21 protein-coding genes are annotated in these 22,371 nt (G+C 72.9%); 9 read left to right on the top strand and 12 right to left on the bottom strand.

All coding sequences use genetic code 11. The annotated features are described in order from the left end of the window. Positions 1–92 precede the first annotated feature (92 nt). Complete coding sequence (locus tag ACH54P_RS01565; RefSeq protein WP_489917079.1) at positions 93–1,265, top strand: ROK family protein; 1,173 nt, start codon at positions 93–95, stop codon at positions 1,263–1,265. A gap of 48 nt (positions 1,266–1,313) precedes the next feature. On the opposite strand, the gene ACH54P_RS01560 is transcribed toward ACH54P_RS01565, so the two are convergent. Next, positions 1,314–1,544: a hypothetical protein gene (locus ACH54P_RS01560; protein WP_489910491.1), complete on the bottom strand. Its 231-nt coding sequence runs from the start codon at positions 1,542–1,544 to the stop codon at positions 1,314–1,316. Positions 1,545–1,704: 160 nt separating this feature from the next. Between ACH54P_RS01560 and ACH54P_RS01555 the strand changes: the two genes are divergently transcribed. Both ACH54P_RS01555 and ACH54P_RS01550 read left to right on the top strand, forming a co-directional pair. Next, positions 1,705–2,529, top strand: a complete 825-nt coding sequence (locus tag ACH54P_RS01555) for a class I SAM-dependent methyltransferase (protein WP_489910490.1) — start codon at positions 1,705–1,707, stop codon at positions 2,527–2,529. Positions 2,530–2,613: 84 nt separating this feature from the next. Further along, on the top strand, positions 2,614–4,134 hold the full coding sequence (locus ACH54P_RS01550) for an MFS transporter (RefSeq protein ID WP_489910489.1): 1,521 nt from the start codon (positions 2,614–2,616) through the stop codon (positions 4,132–4,134). Here ACH54P_RS01550 and ACH54P_RS01545 read toward each other — a convergent pair. Further along, the gene (locus tag ACH54P_RS01545; RefSeq protein ID WP_489910488.1) at positions 4,108–5,103 is read right to left on the bottom strand and encodes an IS110 family RNA-guided transposase; all 996 of its coding nucleotides are present in this window, start codon (positions 5,101–5,103) and stop codon (positions 4,108–4,110) included. The two genes, ACH54P_RS01550 and ACH54P_RS01545, sit on opposite strands and share 27 nt — an antisense overlap. A gap of 221 nt (positions 5,104–5,324) precedes the next feature. Here ACH54P_RS01545 and ACH54P_RS01540 point away from each other — a divergent pair, with 221 nt between their 5' ends. Next, positions 5,325–5,882 carry a TetR/AcrR family transcriptional regulator gene (locus ACH54P_RS01540; RefSeq protein ID WP_489910487.1) on the top strand — a complete coding sequence of 186 codons (558 nt, stop codon included), beginning with the start codon at positions 5,325–5,327 and terminating at the stop codon, positions 5,880–5,882. 166 nt (positions 5,883–6,048) lie between these two features. Continuing rightward, complete coding sequence (locus ACH54P_RS01535; protein WP_489910486.1) at positions 6,049–6,603, top strand: snapalysin family zinc-dependent metalloprotease; 555 nt, start codon at positions 6,049–6,051, stop codon at positions 6,601–6,603. On the opposite strand, the gene mftD is transcribed toward ACH54P_RS01535, so the two are convergent. The 7 genes from mftD to mftA are packed head-to-tail and all read right to left on the bottom strand — an operon-like array spanning position 6,579 to position 12,280. After that, positions 6,579–7,817, bottom strand: coding sequence for a pre-mycofactocin synthase MftD (mftD, locus tag ACH54P_RS01530; RefSeq protein ID WP_489910485.1), 1,239 nt, complete (start codon positions 7,815–7,817; stop codon positions 6,579–6,581). The genes ACH54P_RS01535 and mftD overlap by 25 nt on opposite strands. Next, complete coding sequence (gene mftF / locus ACH54P_RS01525; protein ID WP_489910484.1) at positions 7,814–9,223, bottom strand: mycofactocin biosynthesis glycosyltransferase MftF; 1,410 nt, start codon at positions 9,221–9,223, stop codon at positions 7,814–7,816. The genes mftD and mftF overlap by 4 nt, the downstream gene beginning before the upstream one ends. Next, positions 9,220–9,999: a mycofactocin-coupled SDR family oxidoreductase gene (locus ACH54P_RS01520; protein WP_489910483.1), complete on the bottom strand. Its 780-nt coding sequence runs from the start codon at positions 9,997–9,999 to the stop codon at positions 9,220–9,222. The genes mftF and ACH54P_RS01520 overlap by 4 nt, the downstream gene beginning before the upstream one ends. Beyond that, entirely contained in the window at positions 9,996–10,733 is a 738-nt protein-coding gene (gene mftE, locus ACH54P_RS01515; RefSeq protein ID WP_489910482.1) for a mycofactocin biosynthesis peptidyl-dipeptidase MftE, read from the bottom strand. The genes ACH54P_RS01520 and mftE overlap by 4 nt, the downstream gene beginning before the upstream one ends. A gap of 2 nt (positions 10,734–10,735) precedes the next feature. Beyond that, positions 10,736–11,902, bottom strand: a complete 1,167-nt coding sequence (gene mftC / locus ACH54P_RS01510; protein WP_489910481.1) for a mycofactocin radical SAM maturase — start codon at positions 11,900–11,902, stop codon at positions 10,736–10,738. Beyond that, positions 11,902–12,189: a mycofactocin biosynthesis chaperone MftB gene (gene mftB, locus ACH54P_RS01505; RefSeq protein ID WP_489910480.1), complete on the bottom strand. Its 288-nt coding sequence runs from the start codon at positions 12,187–12,189 to the stop codon at positions 11,902–11,904. The genes mftC and mftB overlap by 1 nt, the downstream gene beginning before the upstream one ends. Beyond that, entirely contained in the window at positions 12,179–12,280 is a 102-nt protein-coding gene (gene mftA / locus ACH54P_RS01500; protein WP_489910479.1) for a mycofactocin precursor MftA, read from the bottom strand. Before mftA ends, mftB begins: the two co-directional genes overlap by 11 nt. A gap of 109 nt (positions 12,281–12,389) precedes the next feature. On the opposite strand from mftA, the gene mftR reads away from it, so the two are divergent. After that, positions 12,390–13,010, top strand: a complete 621-nt coding sequence (gene mftR, locus ACH54P_RS01495) for a mycofactocin system transcriptional regulator MftR (protein WP_489910478.1) — start codon at positions 12,390–12,392, stop codon at positions 13,008–13,010. Between the two features lie 7 nt (positions 13,011–13,017). Here the strand turns inward: mftR and ACH54P_RS01490 are convergent, their stop codons facing one another. After that, positions 13,018–14,400, bottom strand: a complete 1,383-nt coding sequence (locus ACH54P_RS01490) for an APC family permease (RefSeq protein ID WP_489910477.1) — start codon at positions 14,398–14,400, stop codon at positions 13,018–13,020. Between the two features lie 119 nt (positions 14,401–14,519). On the opposite strand from ACH54P_RS01490, the gene ACH54P_RS01485 reads away from it, so the two are divergent. The 3 genes from ACH54P_RS01485 (at position 14,520) to ACH54P_RS01475 (ending at position 17,360) form a co-directional block, all read left to right on the top strand. Next, positions 14,520–15,128 carry a TetR/AcrR family transcriptional regulator gene (locus tag ACH54P_RS01485; RefSeq protein ID WP_489910476.1) on the top strand — a complete coding sequence of 203 codons (609 nt, stop codon included), beginning with the start codon at positions 14,520–14,522 and terminating at the stop codon, positions 15,126–15,128. Then, a complete protein-coding gene (locus ACH54P_RS01480) occupies positions 15,125–16,189 on the top strand; it encodes a DmpA family aminopeptidase (protein ID WP_489910475.1) in 1,065 nt (354 codons plus the stop codon). The genes ACH54P_RS01485 and ACH54P_RS01480 overlap by 4 nt, the downstream gene beginning before the upstream one ends. 67 nt (positions 16,190–16,256) lie before the next feature. Then, on the top strand, positions 16,257–17,360 hold the full coding sequence (locus tag ACH54P_RS01475) for an alpha/beta hydrolase family protein (RefSeq protein WP_489910474.1): 1,104 nt from the start codon (positions 16,257–16,259) through the stop codon (positions 17,358–17,360). A gap of 38 nt (positions 17,361–17,398) precedes the next feature. On the opposite strand, the gene ACH54P_RS01470 is transcribed toward ACH54P_RS01475, so the two are convergent. Next, positions 17,399–19,606 (bottom strand): beta-L-arabinofuranosidase domain-containing protein, encoded by a 2,208-nt coding sequence (locus ACH54P_RS01470; protein ID WP_489910473.1) that lies wholly within the window; start codon positions 19,604–19,606, stop codon positions 17,399–17,401. Between the two features lie 57 nt (positions 19,607–19,663). Further along, positions 19,664–22,357 (bottom strand): RICIN domain-containing protein, encoded by a 2,694-nt coding sequence (locus ACH54P_RS01465; protein ID WP_489910472.1) that lies wholly within the window; start codon positions 22,355–22,357, stop codon positions 19,664–19,666. Positions 22,358–22,371 lie beyond the last annotated feature (14 nt).

The following is a 22,371-nucleotide window of genomic DNA, read 5'->3' as shown; positions in this document are numbered from 1 at the left end:
GGCGGGGTCGAAAGGGTTCCGCGGGTAAACTTGCGGCAACACAGGAGGAGCGGGTGGGACCAATCGGACCGCAGGTCGGAACTCCGGCGAGCATGCGGGCGCTCAACCAGCGCCTGGTGCTGGAGCGGCTGCGCGCGCACGGCGAGGCGACGCGGCCCCGGATCGCGGCCGACACCGGGCTGTCGAAACCCACCGTGGGACAGGCGCTGCTGGACCTCGAGCAGCACGGATTGGTCCGAACCACCGGCCGGAGCCTCGCCGGTCCCGGCCGCGCGGCGGTCGTCTACCAGGCCGCGCCGGACGCGGGGCACGTCGTGGGCGTCGACATCGGACGGCGCGTCATCCGGGTCGCCGTCGCCGATCTCGAAGGCAGCATCGTCGCGCGGCTCGACGAGCCCAACCGGTGCCGCTCGGCGAGCGCGCTGGTGCGCACCGTGAGCGAATCCGTCGCCCGCGCGGTCTCCTCCGCGGGGTTGGGCCCGCACGAAGTCGTCGCGACGGTGGTCGGCACGCCCGGTGTCCCCGACCCGGCGACCGGGACCGTGCACCGCGCGCCCAACCTGCCGGGCTGGGAGCGGCGCGGGCTGCTGCACGAGCTCGTCTCGACGCTGGCGGTCGCCGGCTCGGACGTCGTGGTGGAGAACGACGCGAACCTGTGCGCGGTCGGCGAGCACGCGCTCGGCGCGGCGCTCGGCGTCGACGTGCTGGTGTGCCTGACCGTCGGCACCGGGATCGGGATGGGCCTGCTGGTGGACGGCAGGCTGTTCCGGGGCGCGCACGGCGCGGCGGGCGAGATCGCCGACCTGCCGTACGGCCCGCTCCCGGCGGGCGCGGCGGCGCGCCGCCCGGGCCCGGTGGAGACGGCGGCGGCGGGCCAGGCGGTGGTCGAAGCGGCCCGTTCACTCGGTCTGGCGAAGGCGCGGTCGGCGAAGGACGTCTTCCGGCTGGCTCGGGCGGGCGACGAACTCGCCCTGCGCGTGGTCGAGGACGAAGCGGAGAAGCTGGCGTACGTGGTTGCAGCGGTGACGGCGGTGCTGGACCCCCGCCTGATCGTCCTGGGCGGCGGCATCGGCGGCAACGCCGACCTCCTGGCCGCCCCGATGCGCCGGGCCCTGGCCGCGACGATCCCGGCGGTCCCGGAGATCGTGGCCGGCCAGCTCGGCGAGGACGCGGTCCTGGCGGGAGCCATCGCGACGGCCCTGGCCACGGCCCGCGACCTGGTGTTCGACCGCCGGGGCCTCCGCCGCGCGGCAGGCGAGGCCTAGCAGGGAGCCAGCCGCAGCGACGGGCTTCGGGGACACCGGCCGGACGTTCTAGTCCGAGGGGCCGCGCAGGGTCAGCACCACCCGCAGCACGTACTCGACGGCCGTCGGGAAGGTGGCGCCGCGCAGTTCGCCGCGGTCGGCGAGGTTGCGGGAGGCGAACTCGAGCTCCCGCTCCGGTCCGCCCCGCCGGACGACCAGCGCGGCGATCTCCTCGAAGTCGAGGTCCGGGTGGTCCAGGCGCGTCAGGGCGAACTCGACGATCAGTTCCTCCGCCGTCATGTCCGCTCCTCCCGACAGCTCCAGCGTACCGGCGGCCAGGGCCGTTCGGCCCGTTCCGGTCCCGTCCTCGCCGGGACCGGCGAGGACCTTCGACTCCGAACAACCGCCGCCTCGCGAACGACATTCCCGGTGACAGACCCCCTACCGCGGATGGTGACCCATGTTCAGCTTGGCGCCGAGTACTTCGACCGCGACCCGGCAGGCGAAACGGCTGGCCCGCCGGGCCGAGGAGCTCGTCCAGCGGACGTTGACCGGCGTGGGCGCCCGGCAGTCCGAGAGCCGGATCTCGACCGACGCCCAGGCGTACTGGCGCGAGCCGGCCGGTGACCGGTGGCGCGCCGACTCCCACTGGCGGGACGCCTCGGTGTTCCACGACAACGACCTGTGGTCGCGCATCGGCCGCGAGCACCTCGAGCTGTTCGAGCGCGGCGCGCGGATGGCCGGCTTCACCCGGCCCTGGAACCGGATCGTCGACTGGGGCTGCGGGGGCGGCGCGAACGCGGTCCGGTTCGCCCCGCGCGCCCTGGAGTACATCGGCGTCGACATCTCCCCCGACACGTTGCGCGAGTGCGAGCGAGAGGTCGCCGCCGCGTGCGACACGCCCTTCACGCCGGTCTCGATCGACGTCGACGAGCCGGAAGCGGCGCTGGGGCGGATCGGGGAGCCGTGTGACGTCTTCCTCTGCTTCTACGTCTTCGAGCTGATCCCCACCCCCGAGTACGGCGAGCGCCTGCTCCGCATCGCCTCGCGGCTGCTCGCCCCGGGCGGGCTGGCCCTGATCCAGATCAAGTACGACCCGGGCAGCTGGTGGACCCGGCCGCGGCGCCGCGGCTACCGGTCCGGGCTCGCCGAGATGACGACCTACCCGATCGCGGCCTTCTGGGAGCTCGCCACGCGCTGCGGCCTGACGCCCGCGGCCGTGCAGCTCGTGCCGCGCAACGAGCTCGACAAGAACTACGCCTACTTCTTCCTGACCAAGTCCTGAGCCGGGCCACCGGCCGCCCGCGCGGGCGGCCGGTGAGCGAGCTCACCTGCATTACTGTACCGTCCAGACGGTATAGTAACGGGCATGACGACGACCTACCTCCAGCCGGTGAACCAGCGACGGCGTTGGGCCGCGTTGGGCGTGCTGGTCGGCGCCGTGCTCCTGCTCGCGGTCGACGGGACCGTGCTCTACCTGGCCGTGCCGTCGCTCACGCGGGAGCTCGCGCCGACGGCCACCGAAATCCTCTGGATCGGCGACGTCTACTCGCTCGCCCTGGCGGGCCTGCTGGTCACGGCCGGGAACCTCGCCGACCGCTTCGGCCGCAAGAAGGTGCTGCTCCTCGGCACGGCCGCGTTCGGGCTCGCCTCCGCACTGGCCGCCTTCTCCCCCACCGCGGGCGTGCTCGTCCTCGCGCGGCTGCTGCTCGGCGTCGCGGGCGCGACGATCATGCCGTCGACGCTGTCGCTCATCCGCACCCTGTTCCCGGACCCGCGCGAGCGCACCCGCGCCATCGCGATCTGGTCGGCCGGATCCGGCGGCGGCATCGCGCTCGGCCCGCTCGTCGGCGGGACCCTGCTGGAGCACTACTGGTGGGGCTCGGTGTTCCTGATCAACGTGCCGATCGTCGTCGTCTTCCTGATCACCGGCGCTCTGCTGCTGCCCGAGTCGCGCGATCCGCACCCGGGCCGCTTCGACCTGCTCTCGGCCGGCCTGTCGCTGGCCGCGATCGTCCCGCTGGTCTACGCGGTCAAGCACGCCGTGAGCGCCGGGATCGACGGGCAGGTGGCGGCCGCGGCCGCGCTCGGGTTGGCCTCGGGCGTGCTGTTCGTCCGCCGTCAGCGGCGGGCGGCCGATCCGCTGATCGACGTCACGCTGTTCCGCAACGGGGCCTTCAGCGGCGCCGTCCTCGCGAGCTTCGTCGCGGTCTTCGCGTTGATGGGCCTGCTGTTCTTCTTCTCCCAGTACCTGCAGCTGGTCCGCGGCTTCCCGCCGCTGCGGGCCGGGTTCGCGGAGATGCCGGCGACGCTGGCCTCGATCGCCGTCGTGGCCGCGGTCGGCGTGGTCACCCGGCGGCTCGGCCGGGGCCGGGCCGTCGCGGCGGGGCTCGCCGTCGCCGCGCTGGGGCTGGCGCTGGTCGCGGTCGCCGAGCGGGCGCCGCAGTACTGGTGGCTGGGCCTGACGCTGGTGCCGGTCGGGCTCGGGGTCGGCCTGGCACTGACGCTCACCGTCGACTCGGTGCTCTCGGCAGTTCCGCGGGACAAGGCGGGTGCGGCGTCGGCGATCTCCGAAACCGCGTACGAACTCGGGGCGGCGCTGGGCATCGCGATCCTCGGCTCGGTGGTCACCGTCGTCTACCGCGCGCTCCTGCCGCCGGCCGGCCCCGAGGTGCGCGACTCCCTCGCCGCCGCGGTGGCGGTGCTCGACCCGGGGTCTGACCTCGCCCGTGCCGCCCGGGAGGCGTTCACCGGCGCCATGCAGATCACGTCGCTCGCGGCGGCCGCCGTCACCGCCGTCGCCGCGGTGATCGCCTGGCGTACGATTCCGTCCGGAAAGGACTTCCCAATGGGGATTGTCAAGTCACGCAGCCGCCGGGATCGGGGGTGAAGCGTGGTAGCGGGAGTCGTCGCGGAGCATGGCCCACAAGACGTTGAGGCGTCGGCGGGCGAGGCAGAGCAGGGCCTGCTCATGTCGTTTGCCTTCGGCTCGTTTGCGTTGGTGGTAGGCCTTCGAGGTGGGACAGGCCGGCAAACTGGCCATGGCGGCGAGGTAGCAGGACCTGAGCAGGCCTCGGTGGTAGCGGCGAGGCCGTCGCAGGTTGCCGTGAACACGACCGGAGTCTCGAGGTACGGGCGCGAGTCCGGCGTAACCGGCGAGACGGTCCGCCGACCCGAACGCGGTCATCCCACCACCGGTGGCGGCGAGGAACTCCGCAGCAAGGGTCGGCCCGAACCCAGGCAGGGTGAGAATCGCTTCGGCGTGGCGGTGCCGGCGAAATCGTTCCTCGATCATCGCGTCGATCTCTGCGATTTCGGTGTTGAGGGCGATCACCCCCTCGGCCAGACGTTCGACCATCGCAGCGGCCAGTTTCTGCCCAGGCAGCGTGGTGTGCTGCGCTGCGGCGGCCTCGATCGCTCTGCGCGCACCCGTGTCGGCGTTGCGGACCTTGCGGTGCCGCAGCCAGTGGACCAGACGTTGCTCGCCCAGCCGCCGGATCGACTCGGGGGTCTGGTAGCCGGTCAGCAGCAACAAGTGCCCTTTGCGGGACAAGTCGAGGCTGCGCTCCAGCACGGGAAAATACTCCAGCAGCCGGTGCCGGATCCGGTTGATCCGGCGAGTGCGGTCACAGACCAAATCGGTGCGCCGGTTGGTCAAAGTCCTCAGATCGACCGAGATCTCATCCCCCGCACGCAGCGGGCCGAGATCACGGCGGACACGAGCCTGATCGGCGATGACGAACGCGTCTTTGGCATCGGTCTTGCCCTCCCCTCGGTAGGTTCCAGCGGCGCGGTGGACCTTCAGCCCGGTGATGTAGACCAGCGCCTGGTCGTGGTTGACCAAGAGCCCGATCAGCAACGCAGCACCGCCGCAGTTGAGATCACCACGCAGTGGTGGTGCTCCTTGCCGATGTCCACGCCGGCCCGGATCCGGGGCACGACCACCTCCACGGGGACTCGGGCGGCCAAGTCCTTTCAGCCTTCACCACCGGCGCGACCATGCAAGCCATACCTGAGCCCCAGGGCCCACCGATCCTACGAATGACCAGATCAGACCCAACGAAGAAGGGAGGACTGAGCATGCCTCGCAAAGCCGGGCGCGGCCCGGAAGAAACGCGCCGGGCGCTGCTCGACGCGGCCGGGAGCGTCATCCGCACGCGCGGGGCCGCGGCGTCCCTCGACGACATCGCCAAGGCGGCCGGGGTGTCGAAAGGCGGGCTGCTGTACCACTTCCCCGCCAAGGACGCGTTGGTGCGCACGCTCGCGCAGGACCTCCTCGACACCTTCCGCGCCGAGGTGCAGGCGGCGCTCGACCCCGCCGACACGCTCCCGGGCCGGCTCACCCGCGCGTACGTCCGCGCGTCGCTGGACACCTCCTACGACGAGGTCGCCGTCCGCGAGAACATCGCCCTGATCGCGCAGCTGATCTCGATCCCCGAAATCGCGGAGATCGCCCGCGCGGACGCCGAGCGCTGGGATCGCGAACTCCACGCCGACGGCCTCCCGGACCACGTGGTCACGCTGGTGGTCGCCGCGGCGGACGGCGCGAGCACGGCGCCGCTGTGGGGTGCGGGCATCGACGTCGCGGCCGCGCGGAAGCTGGAACGGCAGCTGCTGGACCTGACCCTGGACACCTGACCCCGGAGACGGCCCGGCAGGCCTCCTGTCAACCCGCCGAAGGTGTTGGTAAATCACCACTTTCCCGGCCCTACGTTAGTCGGCTCCGGCGAAGGCGGCTTCCGGGTAAATTCTCGACAGCGCGCGCAAATCCGGCAAATCCCCGTCCCCCACGAGGAGTCTTCCGATGTCGAGGAAGTTCGCCCTGGCCGGCGCTGTCGCGCTCGCCCTGACCATGACCCCGCTCGCCGCGGGGACCGCGTCGGCCGCCACCGAGCAGGAAGCCGCCGTCACCACGGTGTACTACAGCACCGCCAGCGCGCCGACGTTCCGCTCGGTGATCAACGCCGGTGCCGCCAACTGGAACCGCAGCGTCACCAACGTCAGGCTGGTCGAGCGCAACTCCGGCGCGAGCCTGCGCTACACCGAGGGCAACGACCCCCGCGGCTCCTACGCTTCGACCAACGGGCACGGCAGCGGCACCATCTTCATCGACTACACCCAGGCCCGCCAGTACAACCCGACCCGCATCGCGGCGCACGAGACCGGTCACGCCCTCGGGCTGCCGGACCACTACTCGGGCCCGTGCTCGGAGCTGATGTCGGGTGGCGGCCCCGGCCCGTCCTGCACCAACGCGGTCCCGAACGCGACCGAGCGTGCGCGGGTGAACTCGCTGTGGGCCAACGGCCTCGTCGCGACCGGCGCGTCCGAACGCGTTTACGAAACCGTGTACGGCTTCTGAGCCCGCTGAGCGTGGCCCGGGCTCCGGTCCGGGCCACGTTCGTGCGCGGCGCCGAGAGCGGCCGTGAAGCCCGCCGGCACGATCACGTCGTCGCGGCCGAGGTCGTGCACGCTCTTCTTGCCCAGCGCCAGCAACGTCGAGTCGATCCCGTTGCGCAGGACGTCGAGGACGTTCTCCACGCCCGCCTGGCCGTCCGCCGCCAGGCCCCACAGGTAGGCGCGGCCGATCAGCACCGCCCGCGCGCCGAGGGCGAGGGCCTTCACCACGTCGCTGCCGCGGCGGATGCCGCCGTCCAGCAGGACCTCCACTTCCTCGCCGACCGCGTCCGCGATCGCCGGGAGGGCGCGGATCGTCGCCGGCGTGCCGTCGAGGTTGTTGCCGCCGTGGTTGGACACCGAGATCGCGCTGACGCCGGCGTCGACCGCGCGGCGGGCCTCGTCGACCCGGATGACGCCCTTGAGCAGGAACGGCCCGTCCCACTGCGCGCGCAGCCAGGCCACGTCCTCCCACGACGGCGGCGGTGTCTGCATCCACTGGCTGTACGCGCCGAAGAACGTCGGCGCCACCTCGCCCGGGGCGACCATGTTCGGCACGCTCAGGTCGGGCAGCCGCCGCGTCTTCACGTAGTCCAGCAGCCAGCGCGGGTGCGTGAGGCCCTCGGGCGCGAACCGCAGCAGCTCGCGGGCGGTGAGCCGCTCGGGGATGTGCGGGCTGCCCCAGTCGCGGCTGTGGGAAAACGACCAGTCGAGCGTCAGGATGATGCCGACGGCGCCGGCCGTGCGGGCGCGCTCGAGGCGCCGCAGGATGTCGTCGCGGGTGCCGGTCCAGTAGATCTGGAAGTACGTGGCCGGGTTGGCGGCGACGACGTCCTCGATCGGCTTGCTGCCGAAGGAACTCAGGCCCACCGACGTCCCGCGCGCGGCGGCGGCCCGGGCGACGGCGACCTCGCCGTCGGGGTGCACGGCCTGCACCCCGGTCGGCGAAATGAGCACCGGCAGCGCGACGTCGCGGCCGAGCACGTGCGTGCCGAGCTCGCGTCCGGCGTGGTGCCCGGCCGTGCGCGGCGCGAACCGCAGCTCGTCGAATGCGCTCAGGTTGTCGGCCAGGGTGAGGCCCTTCTCCGAACCGGCGATCAGGGCGGAGTAGACGGACCGGGGCAACCGCTTCTTCGCGCGCCGCTGGGCTTCGGCGACGGACTCGAACCAGGTGCTCATGGTGTTCCCTTCGAATCGAACCGCAGCAGGCGCCGCGCGACGGCCGGGCGGACCGGCTCGAGCGTGCGGTGGGTGAGGCAGCCGGCCCACACGCCGGCGCCGTAGGCGAAGTCGTCGGCGATCGCCGCCGCGGTGTAGCGGACGGGATCCAGCTCCGGACCCCGGCTCGCCCACGCGGTCAGCGGCGGGCCGAGCAGCAGCGACGCCACGGCGGCGCGCCGTCCCCACCCGCGCGGGATCAGCAGGGCGGCCAGGACCGGCGCCGCGAACTGCGTGCCGTAGCGGCCACAGCCGAGCCAGGTCTGGTGGACGGCGGTCGCCATCGCGCGGACCACGCCGTCGGCGGGGATGTCGTGCTCGCGCAGCGTCCGGACCATGGCGCCCACCGAGCCGCCGAACACCAGCGCGGCGAGCAGCGGGCGCCGGGTGAGCAGCGCGGCGACGGTCAGCGTGGGCCACGGGTGCAGCGCCAGCGGGGCCAGCGCACCCGGATGCCGCTTCGCGAGCGGCGCGGCGGACGTGCCGTACCGGACCCGGCGGCCCAGGATTCCGCGCCACGTCTCGGGTTCGTGGTGGCCGACGTGGACGTCCGGGGCGTAGCGGATCCGGAAACCGGCCGCGTGCAGCCGCCAGACGAGGTCGACGTCCTCACCGACGCGCAGGGCCGGGTCGAACGCGCCGGCCTCGGTCACCGCGCTCCGGCGGACGACGAGCGCGGCGGTCGGCACGTAGGACGTCCGGGTGCCCGGCGCAACGCGGGCGGGCCGGTCGCCGAGGTCGAGACTGCTCGTGGCGCGTGCGTAGCGGCCCGCCGCGGTGTCCGGCGCGAGGGCACGCACGCGGGGCGCGACCGCGGCGACGAGCGGGTCGGCGAAGTGCGCGGCGAGCCGTCCGGCCCAGCCGGGTGTGGGTTCGCAGTCGCTGTCCAGGAACGCGACCAGTGCGGTGGAAACGTGGTCCAGGGCGGTGTTGCGCGCGGCCCCGGGGCCGCCGTTGACGTCGCGGCGCACCAGTTTCGCGCCGTGCGCGGCGGCCACGGCGGCGATCGCGGCGGGGTCGCGTGAGCCGTCGTCGACGACGAGGACGGGGTGGCGGCCGTCGAGCCCGGCGAGGCAGCGCGCCAGCGGCCCGGGCCGGTCGAGGACCGGGACGACCACGGTGAGCTCGGCGGGCCCGGCCGGCTCGGGCGGCACGGGGTGGGCGAGCCCGGCGTCGGTGAGGCGGCGGGCGAGCACCCCGGCCGCGGCCGAGGTGACCGGGCCGGCGGTGAGTTCCGCCCAGGCTTCGCGCCCGGCCGCGGTCAGGCGCAGGACGCGGGCCGGCGAGCCGCCGAACAGCAGGTCGGCCGTCAGCTGCCGGGTGTCCCGGTCGGGTTCGAGGCGGAACCCGGCGGGCAGGGCGGTCACAGGGCCAGCCCGCCGTCCACCGGCACGACCGCGCCGGTCATCGCGCCGCTGTCCGGGCCGGCCAGGAACGCCAGCACCGAGGCGACTTCCGCGGGGTCGAGCAGCCGCCCGACCGGTTGCTGGGCGGCGAACGCGGCCGCCTCGGGCAGGGCGTAGAGCCGCGCGCTCTCGGCGAGGATCGGGGTGTCGGTGGAGCCCGGACTGACCGCGTTGGCGGTCACGCCGCTGTCGCCCAGTTCCGCTCCGAGCGCGCGGATCAGCCCGGCGACGCCCGCTTTCGCGGCGCAGTAGGCGGCGAGCATCGGCAGGCCGCGGGTGGCGGCGGCCGAGGCGACGGCGAGGAACCGCCCGGACCGCGGCCGCGGCCGGCGCAGCAGGGCGGGCACGGCGGCGCGGGCGAGGTGGACCACCCCGGTCAGGTTCACCTCGAGCACGGCCCGTTCCTGCTCGGGCGGGACTTCCCACAGCGGCACGCCCCCGGCGACGACGCCCGCGGCCGCGACGGCGACGTCGAGGCCGCCCCACCGCCGTTCCGCCTCGGCCACGGCGGCGGCCAGCGCCGCGGGGTCCCGCACGTCGGCGACGAACGCCTCGACCCCCGGCCGGTCGGCGACCGCGGCCAGTTCGGCTTCGCTGCCCAGGGGATACGGGAGGGCGGGGTCGTCGGCGGCGACGTCGACCGCGAGCACGGTGTACCCCTGGCTCGCCAGGCGAAGAACGGTCGCGGCGCCGATCCCGCGGGCCGCCCCGGTGACGAGGGCCGTGCGCGTCGTCACGCGAGCCGCCCATGGTCCACCGGGGACAGCGAGCCGCCCGTCGGTTCAGGCCTCGTGCGCGCGCTCCAGGCGTCCACCTGGGACACCAGGGCGGCGGTCAGCTCGTCCAGCAGCGCCGTGCCCTCCGCCGCCGTCGCGGCGGTCGGGTCGCCGAGGACGCCCGTCGCCGTGACCACCCCGACTCCGCCGTCGCGCAGCAGGGGCAGCAGCTCGCCGAGCGGGCGCCGGTCCCCCGCGACGGCCCGGTCCATCCGGACGCGGCCCGGCCGCAACGCCAGCTGCAGCGCCGTTTCCGGCCGTCCGGCGTGCGGGTCGCCGGTCCAGCGGGGCTGGTACACCTCGACGTCCCGGGACTCCGCCCGCAGCCGCGCGACCGCGCGGGCGACCGGTCCGGCGTTGCCGCCGTGGGCGGAGACGAACAGCAGCCGCCGGAACGTTTCGGCCGCCGAGCGGCCCAGCTCCACCAGCAGGAGCTCGGTCGCCGCCTGCCCGATCGACAGCGTCCCGGCGAACCCGGCGTGCTCGCCGCTGGAGCCGTACGCCACGGCGGGCGCCACCAGGACGTCGGGGCGGGTTCCGGCCAGCCGGGCGCAGAGCGCGAGCGCGATGTCGGTGTCCGTCGTCAGCGGCAGGTGAGGGCCGTGCTGCTCGGTCGCGCCGACCGGCACGGCCAGGATCGCCCCGGCCGCCGCCCGCTCCGCGACGTCCGGCCAGGCCAGGTCCGCGAGCCGCACGGTCAGCGCCCGAACCCGGACAGCGGGTTCTCGTCGCAGGCCCGCTGCGGCGGCCGCCGCATCCCGATGGTGACCGGGACGGGACGCCGCCGGTGGGAGTGGTCGAGTGACGGCTTCGGGACGCTGGTGACGCCGGCCAGCGCCAGTTCCCCGTGGCCGCGCACGCATTCGGGGTCCGGCCCGTCGAGCGGCAGGCCGGTGAAGAACTTCGCCGCCATGCAGCCGCCACGGCAGGCGTCGAACGCCGAACACGCCGTGCACGCGCCGCCGCTCTGCGGGCTGCGCAGCTCGGTGAACAGCTCGGATTCGCGCCACACGCGGGTGAACCCGCCGCCGTCGCGGACGTTGCCGGCGAGGAAGGTGTCGTGGATGGCGAACGGGCAGGCGTAGACGTCGCCGACCGGGTCGACCAGGCACACCACCCGCCCGGCACCGCACAGGTTCAGCCCGGGCAGCCCGCCGTCGCCGTAGCCGGCGAGGTGGAAGAACGAGTCGCCGGTGAGGACGTTCTCCCCGTGCGCCACGAGCCAGTCGTACAGTTCCCGCTGCTGGGCGGCGGTGGGGTGCAGTTCGTCCCAGGTGTCGGCGCCGCGGCCGGACGGGCGCAGGCGGGTGAGCCGCAGCTGGGCGCGGTAGCGGTCCGCGAGGGCCTTGAACGCGTCGAGCTGGCCGACGTTGTGGCGCGTCATGACCACGGAGATCTTGAAGTTCTCGCAGCCCGCGCCGGCGAGGTGGTCCATGGCGCGGATCGCGGTGGCGTACGAGCCGGGCCCGCGGACGTGGTCGTTGACCTCGGCGGTGGCGCCGTCGAGGGAGATCTGGACGTCGACGTAGTCGCTCGCGGCCAGTCTTTTCGCGACGTCCGGCGTGATCTTGACGCCGTTGGTGGAGAACTTGACCCCGACGTGGTGCTCGGTCGCGTAGCCGACGAGCTCCCAGAAGTCCGGGCGCACGGTGGGTTCGCCGCCGCCGATGTTGACGTAGAACACCTGCATCCGCTCGAACTCGTCGATCAGGGCCCGGCACTCCGCTGTGGACAGTTCGCGCGGGTCCCGCCGTCCCGAGGAGGAAAGGCAGTGCACGCACGAGAGGTTGCAGGCGTAGGTCAGTTCCCAGGTGAGGCAGATGGGCGCGTCGAGGCCGTATTGGAATTCGTCCACCAAGGACACTAGGCCCTCCTCGGCCGGATCATCCGCGACGCGGCGAGCGAGGCCAGCGCGGCGCGGTAGCGGGGCAGTTCGGGCGCCCCGACCCCCGCACCGGCGCAGGCGGCGCGGGCGGTCGGGTGCTCGTCCAGGGACCGGACGACGGTCAGCAGGGCCGGGCTCTTGAGGAACGACAGGCGGCGGGTGCCGAAGTGGTAGAGCAGGGCCCCGAACCGCTCGGGCCGGATCGACACCCGGTCGTCCAGCCGCCAGGCCGTGTCCAGGTCGAACGGGACGGCGTCAGTAGACACCGCACATCCCGTCGATCGAGACCTCCTCGACCAGCAGGTCTTCGGCCACCACGGTTTCCTCGACGGGCTCTTCGGCGATCTTCTCGGTCATCGTGACTCCTTCGGCACGTCGACGGGTTTTCGGCACACTGTGACGAATATCGAGCAGAGTAATGTCACGCGGTGTCGGAAACAACCCCCGGAAAGGCGACGGCACCCGGATGACCGAACGCACCCCCGCAGCCCGCCGCGGCCGGCCACCGGGCACGAGCGCCCGCGAGCTGGAGGTCATCGCCCTGCGCCTGTTCACCGAGCGGGGCTTCCACGAGACGACGGTCGACGACATCGCCGCGGCCGCCGGCGTCAGCCGCCGCACGTTCTTCCGGTACTACGACGCGAAGTCCGACGTCCTGTGGAACGAGTTCGACACCGAGGTCGAGACGATCACCAAGCTGCTCGCCGCGGCGTCCGCCGACCTGCCGGTGCTGGACGCCGTCCGCGAGGCGGTCATCGCGGCGAACCACTACCGCGCCGAGGACGTCCCGGAGCTGCGGATGCGGATGAACCTGGTCAGCTCGGTCCCGGAACTGGCCGCGAGCGCGACGCGGCACTACGACGCCTGGGAGCGCGCGGTCAGCGCCTACGTCGGCGAGCGGACCGGCCGGCCGGCGGACGCGCTCTACCCGCTGGCGGTGGGCCGCGCGGTGCTGGCGACGTGCCGAGCGGCGTACGAGCGCTGGTCGGCGCGGGCGGACGCGGACCTGACGGTGTACCTGGACGCGGCACTGCGCGCCCTGGCGACCGGCTTCGCGGACCCGGGCATCGCCGAGCCCGGCGCCTGACCGGCGTTCAGCCGCGAACGGGTTCCCCGGCGGGGTCCTCGCTCACCGGTTCGGCGAGCCGCCAGCCGCCGCGGCGGAGGACCAGCGCGTAGTAGCCCGTCGCCAGCAGCACGATCGCCGCCGTGACCAGCAGGCTGGGCCGGCCCACCACCGGGTCGAGCGCGTTCTGGTACCCCACGAACACCAGCGCCGCCAAGGCCACCACGGGCGCCACCGGGAACCACGGCATCCGGTACCGCGCGTGGGCGGTCGCGCCGGTGCGGCGGCCGAGGATCGCGCCGACGCAGAGGGCGGCGTAGACCACCACGATCGACGTGCTGGTGACCACCAGCAGCACCCGCGGCTCGGCGAAGCACAGCAGCGCGGCCACCACCCCGGTGCCCGCGGTGGCCACCCACGGCGTGCCGAAGCGGGGGTGGACCGCGGCGAGCGCCCGGTTGACCGGGCCGGGCCAGGCGCGGTCGCGGCCGCTGCTGAACACCAGCCGCGAGCCGATCAGCACGATCGCCAGCACGGCGTTCACGATCGCCAGCGCGACCGCGAGGCTGAGCACGGTGTCGAGCGTGCTGCCGCCGCGGGCGGAGACGAAGGCGGACAACATGTTCTCGGCGCCGAACAGCCCGCCGAGGTCGGGCGCGCCCAGCAGCACCGCCGTCACCGGGACCAGCTCGGCGACCACGGTGATGCCCAGCGCGAGGAGGATCGCCTTGGCGATGCCGCGGGACGCGTCCTGGGTCTCCTCGCCGAAGTACACCGCCGAGCCGTAGCCGTTGTAGGCGAACGTCGCCACCGACGTCGCGATCGCGATGGTGCCGAGGGTCGCCGGGCTCCCGTCGGCCGCCACCGGGTGGGCGAGCAGGTCGGTGAACGGGCGCGCCGAGTGGACCAGGCCGAGCGCGCTGACCACCACGAGCGCGAGGATTTCGATCGCGAGGAAGACGCCGGTGACCCACGCGTTGAGCTTGACGTCGAACACGCCGACCGCAGCGGCCAGCACGCAGGTCACGGCGGCGACCGCCGGCCCGGGGAGGCCGGGCAGCAGCACCCCCAGGTAGGTGCCGACGCCGAGCGCGATCACCGCGACGATGAGCACCTGGGTGATGATCATCAGGCCCAGCACGGCGAAACCCGGGAGCCGGCCCAGCGTGCGCGCCACGATCGCGTACTCGCCACCGGCGAGCGGGAACGCCGACGCGAGCTCGGCGTAGACGAACGCCATGAACACCCCGACCACCGCCGCGGCCGCGAAGCTCAGGAACGCGCCGGTGCCGGCGCCGGCGAGCACCCCCGGCGCGATGACGAACACCGACGACGCCGGGCTGATCGCCGAGAGCGTGATGAGCAGGGTGCCGAGGGTGCGCAGGCCGCGGCGCAGCGGAGGGGTGGTCACCAGCGGGCCTCCAGTTCTCTGAAGCTCCTTCGAAAAACCAGGTGACCACGGATCAAAGGCTCTCCAGGTCACCAAGTCAAGGCCTTGTTTTTTTCGAAGATCCTTCGAAGAATGGCGGCATGGCACGACCGAGCAGGGCCCCCGAGCGGCGGGCCGAGCTGATCGCGGTGGCGCGGCGCGCCGTCGTCGAACGCGGTGTCCTCGACCTGCGGCTGCGGGACATCGCCGACGGCGCCGGCCTGTCGTCGGGCTCGGTGCTCTACTACTTCCCCACCCTGGCCGACCTGCTCCAGGAGGTGCAGCGGGAAGCCGTCGAGCGCTTCTGCACCACCCGCGAACAGGCGGCGCGGAGCGGGACCCCGCGGGAACGGCTCCTCGCGACGATCCGCAGCGGCCTGCCCACCGGCCCGGACGACGAACTGTGCGTGCTGCTCTACGAACTCGGCACGATCGCGCGCCGCGACCCGGTGTACGCCGCCCGGCACATCGCGCTGTTCGAACGGCAGGCCGGGATCTACGCCGGCATCCTGGAAGCCGGCGCGGCGACCGGTGAATTCACCCTCGCCGCCGACGCGGTGGCGATCGCGCGGAACCTGGTCGCCCTCGAGGACGGCTACGGCCTGCACCTCACCCAGGCCGTCCCGACGCTCGACCGGGCCACCGCCGAAGCGATGCTGCTCTCGTTCGCCCGCACGGCCACCGCCTGCGCCCTGGAGGACCCGGCATGACCCGCGCCCGCGACCTGGGCGTCCCGCTGCCCGGCCGGCCCGGCCCGCACAACGCCCTCACCGACGTCCCCGGCGTCGAAGTCGGCTACACGACCCTGGTCGAGGGCGAGTCGGTGCGCACCGGCGTCACCGCCGTGCTCCCCCGCGGCCGCGCCGGGTTCGCCGTGCCGTGCGCGGCAGGCACGTTCTCCCTCAACGGGAACGGCGAGATGACGGGCACGGCGTGGCTCGCCGAGACCGGGTCGCTGACGCTGCCCGTGCTGATCACCAACACCCACGCCGTCGGAGCGTGCCACCGCGGGGTGATCGACTGGGTGGTGCGCGAACGTCCCGACGTCGCGGCGGAGTGGCTGCTGCCGGTGGTCGCCGAGACCTGGGACGGCTACCTCAACGACATCAACGCCCCGGCGATCCACAGTGGACACGCCGGCGCGGCCATCGACGCGGCCCGCGGGGGCGCGCTCGAGGAGGGCTCGGTCGGCGGCGGCACCGGGATGACGTGCTACGGCTTCAAGGGCGGCACCGGCACGGCGTCCCGGCTCGTGGCCCACGGCGCGGACGAGTACGCGGTGGGTGCGCTGGTGCAGGCGAACTTCGGCAGCCGCCGCGAACTGACGGTCGCGGGCGAAGCCGTGGGTTCCCTGCTGGCGGCGGACAACCCGATGGCGGAATGGGCGGCGGCGCCGGCCGGCGCGGGCTCGGTGATCGTCGTCGTCGGGACGGACGCGCCGCTGTTGCCGGGCCAGTGCGCGGCGCTCGCCCGGCGCGTCCCGCTCGGCCTGGCCCGCACCGGCACGACGGGCTCGCACTTCTCCGGTGACCTGTTCCTCGCGTTCAGCACGGCGAACCCGGGCGCGCTCACCAGCACGTTCCCCCGCACGGCGGAGGCCGAATACGAAAGCCTGCGGTTCGTGCCGTGGGGCCGGATCGACCCGTTCCTGGAGGCGGTGGTGCAGGTCGTCGAGGAGGCGGTGCTCAACGCGCTGGCCGGGAACCGTGAGATGACCGGCCACCGGGGGCGCCGGGTGCCCGGCCTGCCGGTGGAGCACTGGCTGGGCTGACCCCCTCCGGGAGGATCTGGGTGATCATCCCGATGCCGCGCGGCGACGCCGTCAATACGTTGGTCCCATGCGAAAAACCCTCATCGCCGGGCTTTCCGGCGTCCTGCTGCTGACCGCGCTGCCCGCCGCGGCGGCCGCGACCGTCCCGGTCCGGTTCGCCCTGCCCGCGCCGACCGGGCCCTATGCCGTCGGCAGCACCGAACTGCACCTCGTCGACCACGCGCGCCCGGACCCGTGGGTCGCGGGCACGACCCGGGAGCTGATGGTGACCGTCCGGTACCCGGCGCGGCCCGGCGGCGGCCCCCGGACGCCCTATCTGCCTCCGGGTGCCGCGAAGATCGTGGCCGAGGAGGACGCGCGCCAGCTCGGCCTCGCCGCGGACCGGCTCGACTACACGTTTCCGACGCACGCCCGCACCGGCGCCACCGCGGCGGGCGGCCGACGGCCCGTCGTGCTCTACTCGCCCAGCGCGAAGTACCCCCGGTCGGTCGGCACGGCGCAGCTGGAGCAGCTCGCGAGCGAGGGCTACGTGACGGTGGCGATCGACCACACGCACGAGCCGGCGGCGGTGGAGTTCCCCGGCGGCCGCGTGGAACGGCGGGTGCTGCCGTCCGGGCCCGACGCCGGCCGGCGGCTGATCGCCACGCGGGTGGCGGACACCCGGTTCGTCCTGGACTCGCTGGAAACCCTGAGCCGGGACGGCACGCGCCTTCCGGCCGGGCTCTCGCTCGACCTTTCGCGCGCCGGCATGTTCGGCCACTCCGCCGGCGGGTTCACGACCGGCGAGACGATGGTCTCGGACCGGCGCATCGACGCGGGCGCCGACCTCGACGGCAGCATGGCGTACTCCCTGTCGACCCGGGACTTCGGCCGCGCGGCGGACGAAGGACTGGACCAGCCGTTCCTCCTCCTGAGCGCGGGCGACCACAGCGCCGCGTCCGATGAGTCGTGGCAGGAGTTCCTGAGCCACCAGCGCGGTCCGGTCCGCCAGTTCCACCTCGCCGACGGCGAGCACTTCAGCTACACGGACTACCAGGCCCTCCTCCCCCAGCTCGGCCTCGACCCGGTGGCACTGGCGCCGTTCATCGGGACCGTGGACGCGGGCCGGAGCGTCGCCACGCAACGGGCGTATCTCAGCGCTTTCTTCGACTGCTACCTGCTGCACCGGTAATCGTTTCCGGCCACCATGAAGGCGCCCCCCACGGCCGGTCAGCTCACGACGATCCGGTCGATGTCCGGTGCCCAGCCCGACGGGTTGCCGAGGCGGATCGTGTTCGCGCCCGCGGCCAGGTTCAGCGTCACCTGCACCGAGCCGACGGTGTCCCAGCCGCCCGTGGCGGGCGTGGCGACGGAAACCGCGGCTCCGCCGTTGACGCTCACCGTCAGCGAACGCGCCTCGCCTGACGCGGAGAAGATCGTCACCGGGTGCGCGCCGGCGGTGGCGTCGACCCCGGTGAACTGCAGGTAGTTCGCCGGGCCACCGCCGACGTAGCCGGCCAGGGCCCCGCCGGAGAAGGTCCGCACGGCGGCCTGCCCGCCCAAGGTGCCGGACTCGGCCTCGTACGACGTCCCGGCGGGCGCGGTCCCGAGCCGCCAGTACACCGTGTACCGCTGGTGGTGGGTGGCGTGGAACGGCAGCAACGTCACCGGGCCCGTGCTCGCCGTTCCGGTGCAGCGCAACGGGTTCGCGGGATCCTGCACCAGGGTCGCCGTCTGCAACGTCGGCAGCGCGCTGAGGTTCGTCGAGCCGTACTGGCCCGCGAGCACGATGGCACCGTACTTGGCCGCGCCGACACCGGCGTCGTCGTTGGCCCGCGGGAAGGTCAGCGACGCCGGGAGCGCCACGTCGACGACGTCGCCGGAGGCCCAGGTCCGGTCGATCGTGAAGTACGTCCCGGGCGTGGCCGTGCCCTGGGCGACGCCGTTGACCTTCACAGTCGCCCCCGACGTCCAGCGCGGGATGCGGACCTTCAGCGCGATGTGCCCCGAGCCGGTGATCGTCAGCTTCGTGCTCGACGACGCCGGGAACGTCGTGTCCTGCTTCACCGTGATCCCCCGGCCCGGCCAGGTCAGCACCGAAGCCAGGAACAGGTTCACGTACAGCGTCTCGCCGCTGAAGAAGTAGACGCTGTCGGCGAACTTCGTCTGCGACTCCATGCCCGTGCCGTGGTCGCAGGTGAAGTCGTCGTAGTCGTTGGCGTAGGTCTTGATGCCACCGGCGCGCAACGGCGTGTAGTACGTGACGAACCCGTGGCCCGAGTTCGGGTCCTGCTCGCCGAGGATCTGGTTGAACAGCGCCGATTCGTAGTAGTCCAGGTACTCGGGCGCCGGGTTGGTGAAGAACAGCTGCCGGGTCAGCTTGAGCATGCTGTAGGTGTTGCAGACCTCGCACGTGGTGTCCGACAGCCGGCTCGCGAGCGCGTCGGGTGCCTGGAAGTACTCGCCGTCGGAGTTGCCGCCGATCACGTACGTGTGGTGGTCGAGGACGATGCGCCAGAAGTTCACGGCGATGTCGCGGTAGCGGGTCGTCCCGGTGGCGTGGTACTCGCGGAGCGCGCCGAGGACCTTCGGGATCTGGGTGTTGGCGTGGAACCCGGCCAGCCGGTCCTGGTTCGCCGCGAGGGGGTCGAGGATCTGCGCGTGGTCGAAGCGCTGCGCCGTGGTGAGATGACCGGGGTCGCCGGTCACCTGGTACAGGTTGGCCAGCACCTCCGGCATCCCGCCGAACTCGGTCCGCAGCACCTGCTGCATCCGGTCGTAGGACAGCGGATCGGTGCGGGCCTTCGTCCACGCCGCCTTGCGCAGCAGCACGTCCAAGGCCTGCTGGTTGCCCGCCAGGAGGTACTGGTCGAGCAGCCCGGCCATGATCTTGTGCAGCGTGTAGTACGGCGCCCAGACCGACTGGCCGCTCTCGAGCCGGTCGAAGAAGGTCTCCGGGAACGCCGAGAGGTACCCGGCGCGGAAACTGCGTCCCGGCGCGGCCGCCTGGCACGCGGCCAGCGCGTCGACCAGGGAGTCGCCCTTGGTCTTGTACGTGGTGTCGCCGGTGTTCGCGTACGCCTGCGCCAGCCCCGACAGCAGGTGGCCGGTCGAGTGGCCGCGCAGTTCCGTGGTGGGGCTTTCCCAGCCACCGCACGGCTGGGCCGAGCTGGCGAGCCCGGCGTTGGTCCGGAACGTGTGCAGCAGGCGGTCGGCGTCGACGAACCGGAAGTACGCCAGCTGCCGGTTCGTGTTGTCGAGGAACGGGCCGGCCTGCAGCCGCACCGCGCCGAGCGGGAACGGGAACACCGAGACGCCGATGTCCGGCCGGGTGGCCGCGCCGGCGGTGCCGGCGAACGCCGGGGTGAGGGCCGCGCTCGCCGAGAGCGCGCCCACGGCTTTGAGCAGCAGGCGGCGGTCGAAGGTGGGTTCACGCATCATCGAGCCCTTCGCTGGGGCGGGGTGCGCCGCGGGCGCGGCGCACCCCGGGGAGGTTCAGCTCGCGAGGTTGATGGTCACCGTGGCCGAGCTCGCGGTGACCGTGTGCGTGGCGGAGTTGTAGGTCCCCCCGCTCACCGAGTTCACGCCGGTCGAGAAGAACACCGGCAGCTGGATGGCGACCGCGCCGCCGGGCGGGTTGCCCGACAGCGTCACCGTGACGACGCGCGCGCCGCTGGAGCCGCTCACCGCGAGGGAAACCCCGTAGGTGGACCGGCTGCCCGAGACGACGTCGTAGGTGTTGGTCAGGTTGCCCACCGACACCGTCTGACCGGGCGCGATCCACGCGTTCGGCACGCCGCGGCCGATGTAGAGCGGCCGGGTGAAGGTGTACGGCCCGGACCCGCTCGACGCCAGGCCCTCGGCCACCAGCGACTCCAGCAGGCCCTGCTGCTGCCCGGCGATCGGCCAGGCGTACGGGCACGCGCCGAACTGCGGGCCGGCGTGGCTGCCGATCCACGGGTTGGCCGTGCTCGGCCCGCTGCCGTTGGCCTCCCACCACGCGTTCGGGCCGCCGGTGGTCGTCTTGAGCTGCCAGGCGTAGCTGGTGATCGGCAGGTCCCGGTAGGTGTTCGAGAACAGCCCGTCGGAGGAGTACGACGTGTTGTACGCGGTCGAATAGCCGGTGAACGCGCCGAACGTCGGGAACGGGTACCCGTTGGCGGACAGCCGGTTGAAGCCCCACTGGTACATCCGGTCGATCTGCCCGGGGTCACCCATGATCCCGGTCAGCGCGCCGCCGGACAGCATCGTCGACCACTGGTTCTGGCCGACCCACCCCGGCGACGCCCAGTTCGCGTCGTTGAAGGTGCCGCAGCGGTTCGCGCTGTTCGGCTTGTCCACCTCGCACGGCAGGTAGGAGAAGCCGTTCGCGGACTGGTTGCGGCCCACCACGGTGTTCAACGCGTTCAGCAACGACGTGTAGGCACCGTCGGCCCACGTCGCCTCGGCGTTCTGGCCGAGCTTCGTCGCGATGTACTTGTACGACGCCAGCATCTGCAACGCCGAGAAGTTGCTGAACAGCCAGCGCCCGGTCGAGTCGTTGTCGAAGTTGGCCCGCAGCGTGCCGTCGGAGGCGAGCTGCGCCGGGTACTTGACGCGGGCGATCGTGTACAGGCTCGGGCCCCACGGCGACGAACCGCTCGCGTCGTCGTGGAAGTACCGGCCGACGAACGCCGTGTCGTTCGTCTTGGCCAGGTAGGTCGCCCACGCGCCGGTGGTCTTCCAGACGCCGTCCCAGTACCAGTTGGCGCCGACCTCGTCCCAGTTGTCCTGTTCGGAGATCCGCGCGGTGAGCAGCAGGTTCCGCGCGTCCCGGAAGTCGCCGGTCTCGAACTTGGCGGTCAGCTCGCCGGGCACGTCGTGGTTGAGGATCCAGTTGTAGTTGTTGGCGCCGGAGAACTGCGCCTTGCCCACCTGCATGATCAGGTTGTAGACGGTGCCGGCCTTGTAGGCGTTCGCCATCGCGGTGCCCGGGTTCGCCAGGCCGCCGGTGTTGGGCAGGGTGGTGTTCGGCAGGCTGAACGTGTTCGTCTCGGCCAGCCGCGCGTTCCAGTAGGACGCCATCTGGCCGTAGGCGGTGTCGTAGTTCGGCGCGTTCGCCGAGAGCGTCGTGCCGGTCGGCAGCGCGACGCCGGACCCGAAGTCGTCCACCGCCACCACGAAGTCGTGGTTGCTGGTCTGTCCCGCGGCGACGGTGTCCAACCCGGACGAAGTGAGCCGGACCAGGCCCGGGCCCGAGCCGCCCGGCGGGACCGTCACCGGCGACGAACCGTTGTTCCTGATCGACACCCGCGTGTAGACGAGCATGAACGACGTGCCGTTGACGGTGACCTTGTCGGCGAAGTTCTTGATGGTGATCCCGACGCTGCCCGAGGTGCGGCTCGTCGTCATCGCCGGCAGGTAGCCGTTGTCTTCGGTCCACTGCACCGACTGCGCGCCGGGGTTCCCGCCGTAGGTGTACGCGCCGAACGAGTACATCCCGCCGCACAGGCCGTTGTACGTCGTGTTCACGCCGCGGGCGAAGAACGAACCGGACAGGTAGGTCGAGACGGGCCAGTGGTTGCCGTCCCAGCCGATCGCCGTGGTGTTCTGGAAGCCCTGGCCGTACGGGTCGTTCGGCGTGGGGAAGTTGGTGCCGTACGACCGCGGCAGCCCGGAGTTCTTGCACGCGTTCGGGGCCAGGTTCGGGATGCCCTGGTAGGCGTCGGACGTGCCGGGGGTGTAGCCGGGCACGCGCCAGGCGCTCGCGCTCGAACACGGCAGCTGGACGAGCGCGTCGTTCGCCGGGGTGATGCACTTGCCCGAGCTGACGGCGACGACGTCGAAGGTGTTCGTCCCGACCGGCTGCAGCCGGAACTGCTGGTTCGTCTCCCCGTGGCACGTGTACTGGATCACCGCGGCGTTGTCCGCGGGGGAAGCGCCGTAGATGTCCACACAGCTGCCGGAGGTGAACGTGCCGATCGTGTAGGCGTCCCCGGAAGCCGGGGTGAACGTGAACGACTGCCCGGCACCGGAGGTGCAGGCCGCCTGGGTCAGCTGCGCGGCACTGGTGCCGTCGGGCACCGTGGCACAGTTCCCGCTGCCCTGGTTGACCATCGTGCTGGTGAAGGTGGTCGCGGCACCGGCCGGGGCCACCACGAAGAATCCGGCCGCCAGCGAGGCGGCGGTGAGCAGGACTGGACGTCTCATCGGGGTCTCCAAGC

The sequence above is a fragment of the Amycolatopsis sp. N2S4-7 genome, from assembly GCF_058119595.1.
This window is presented reverse-complemented; position numbering and strand designations above follow the sequence as displayed.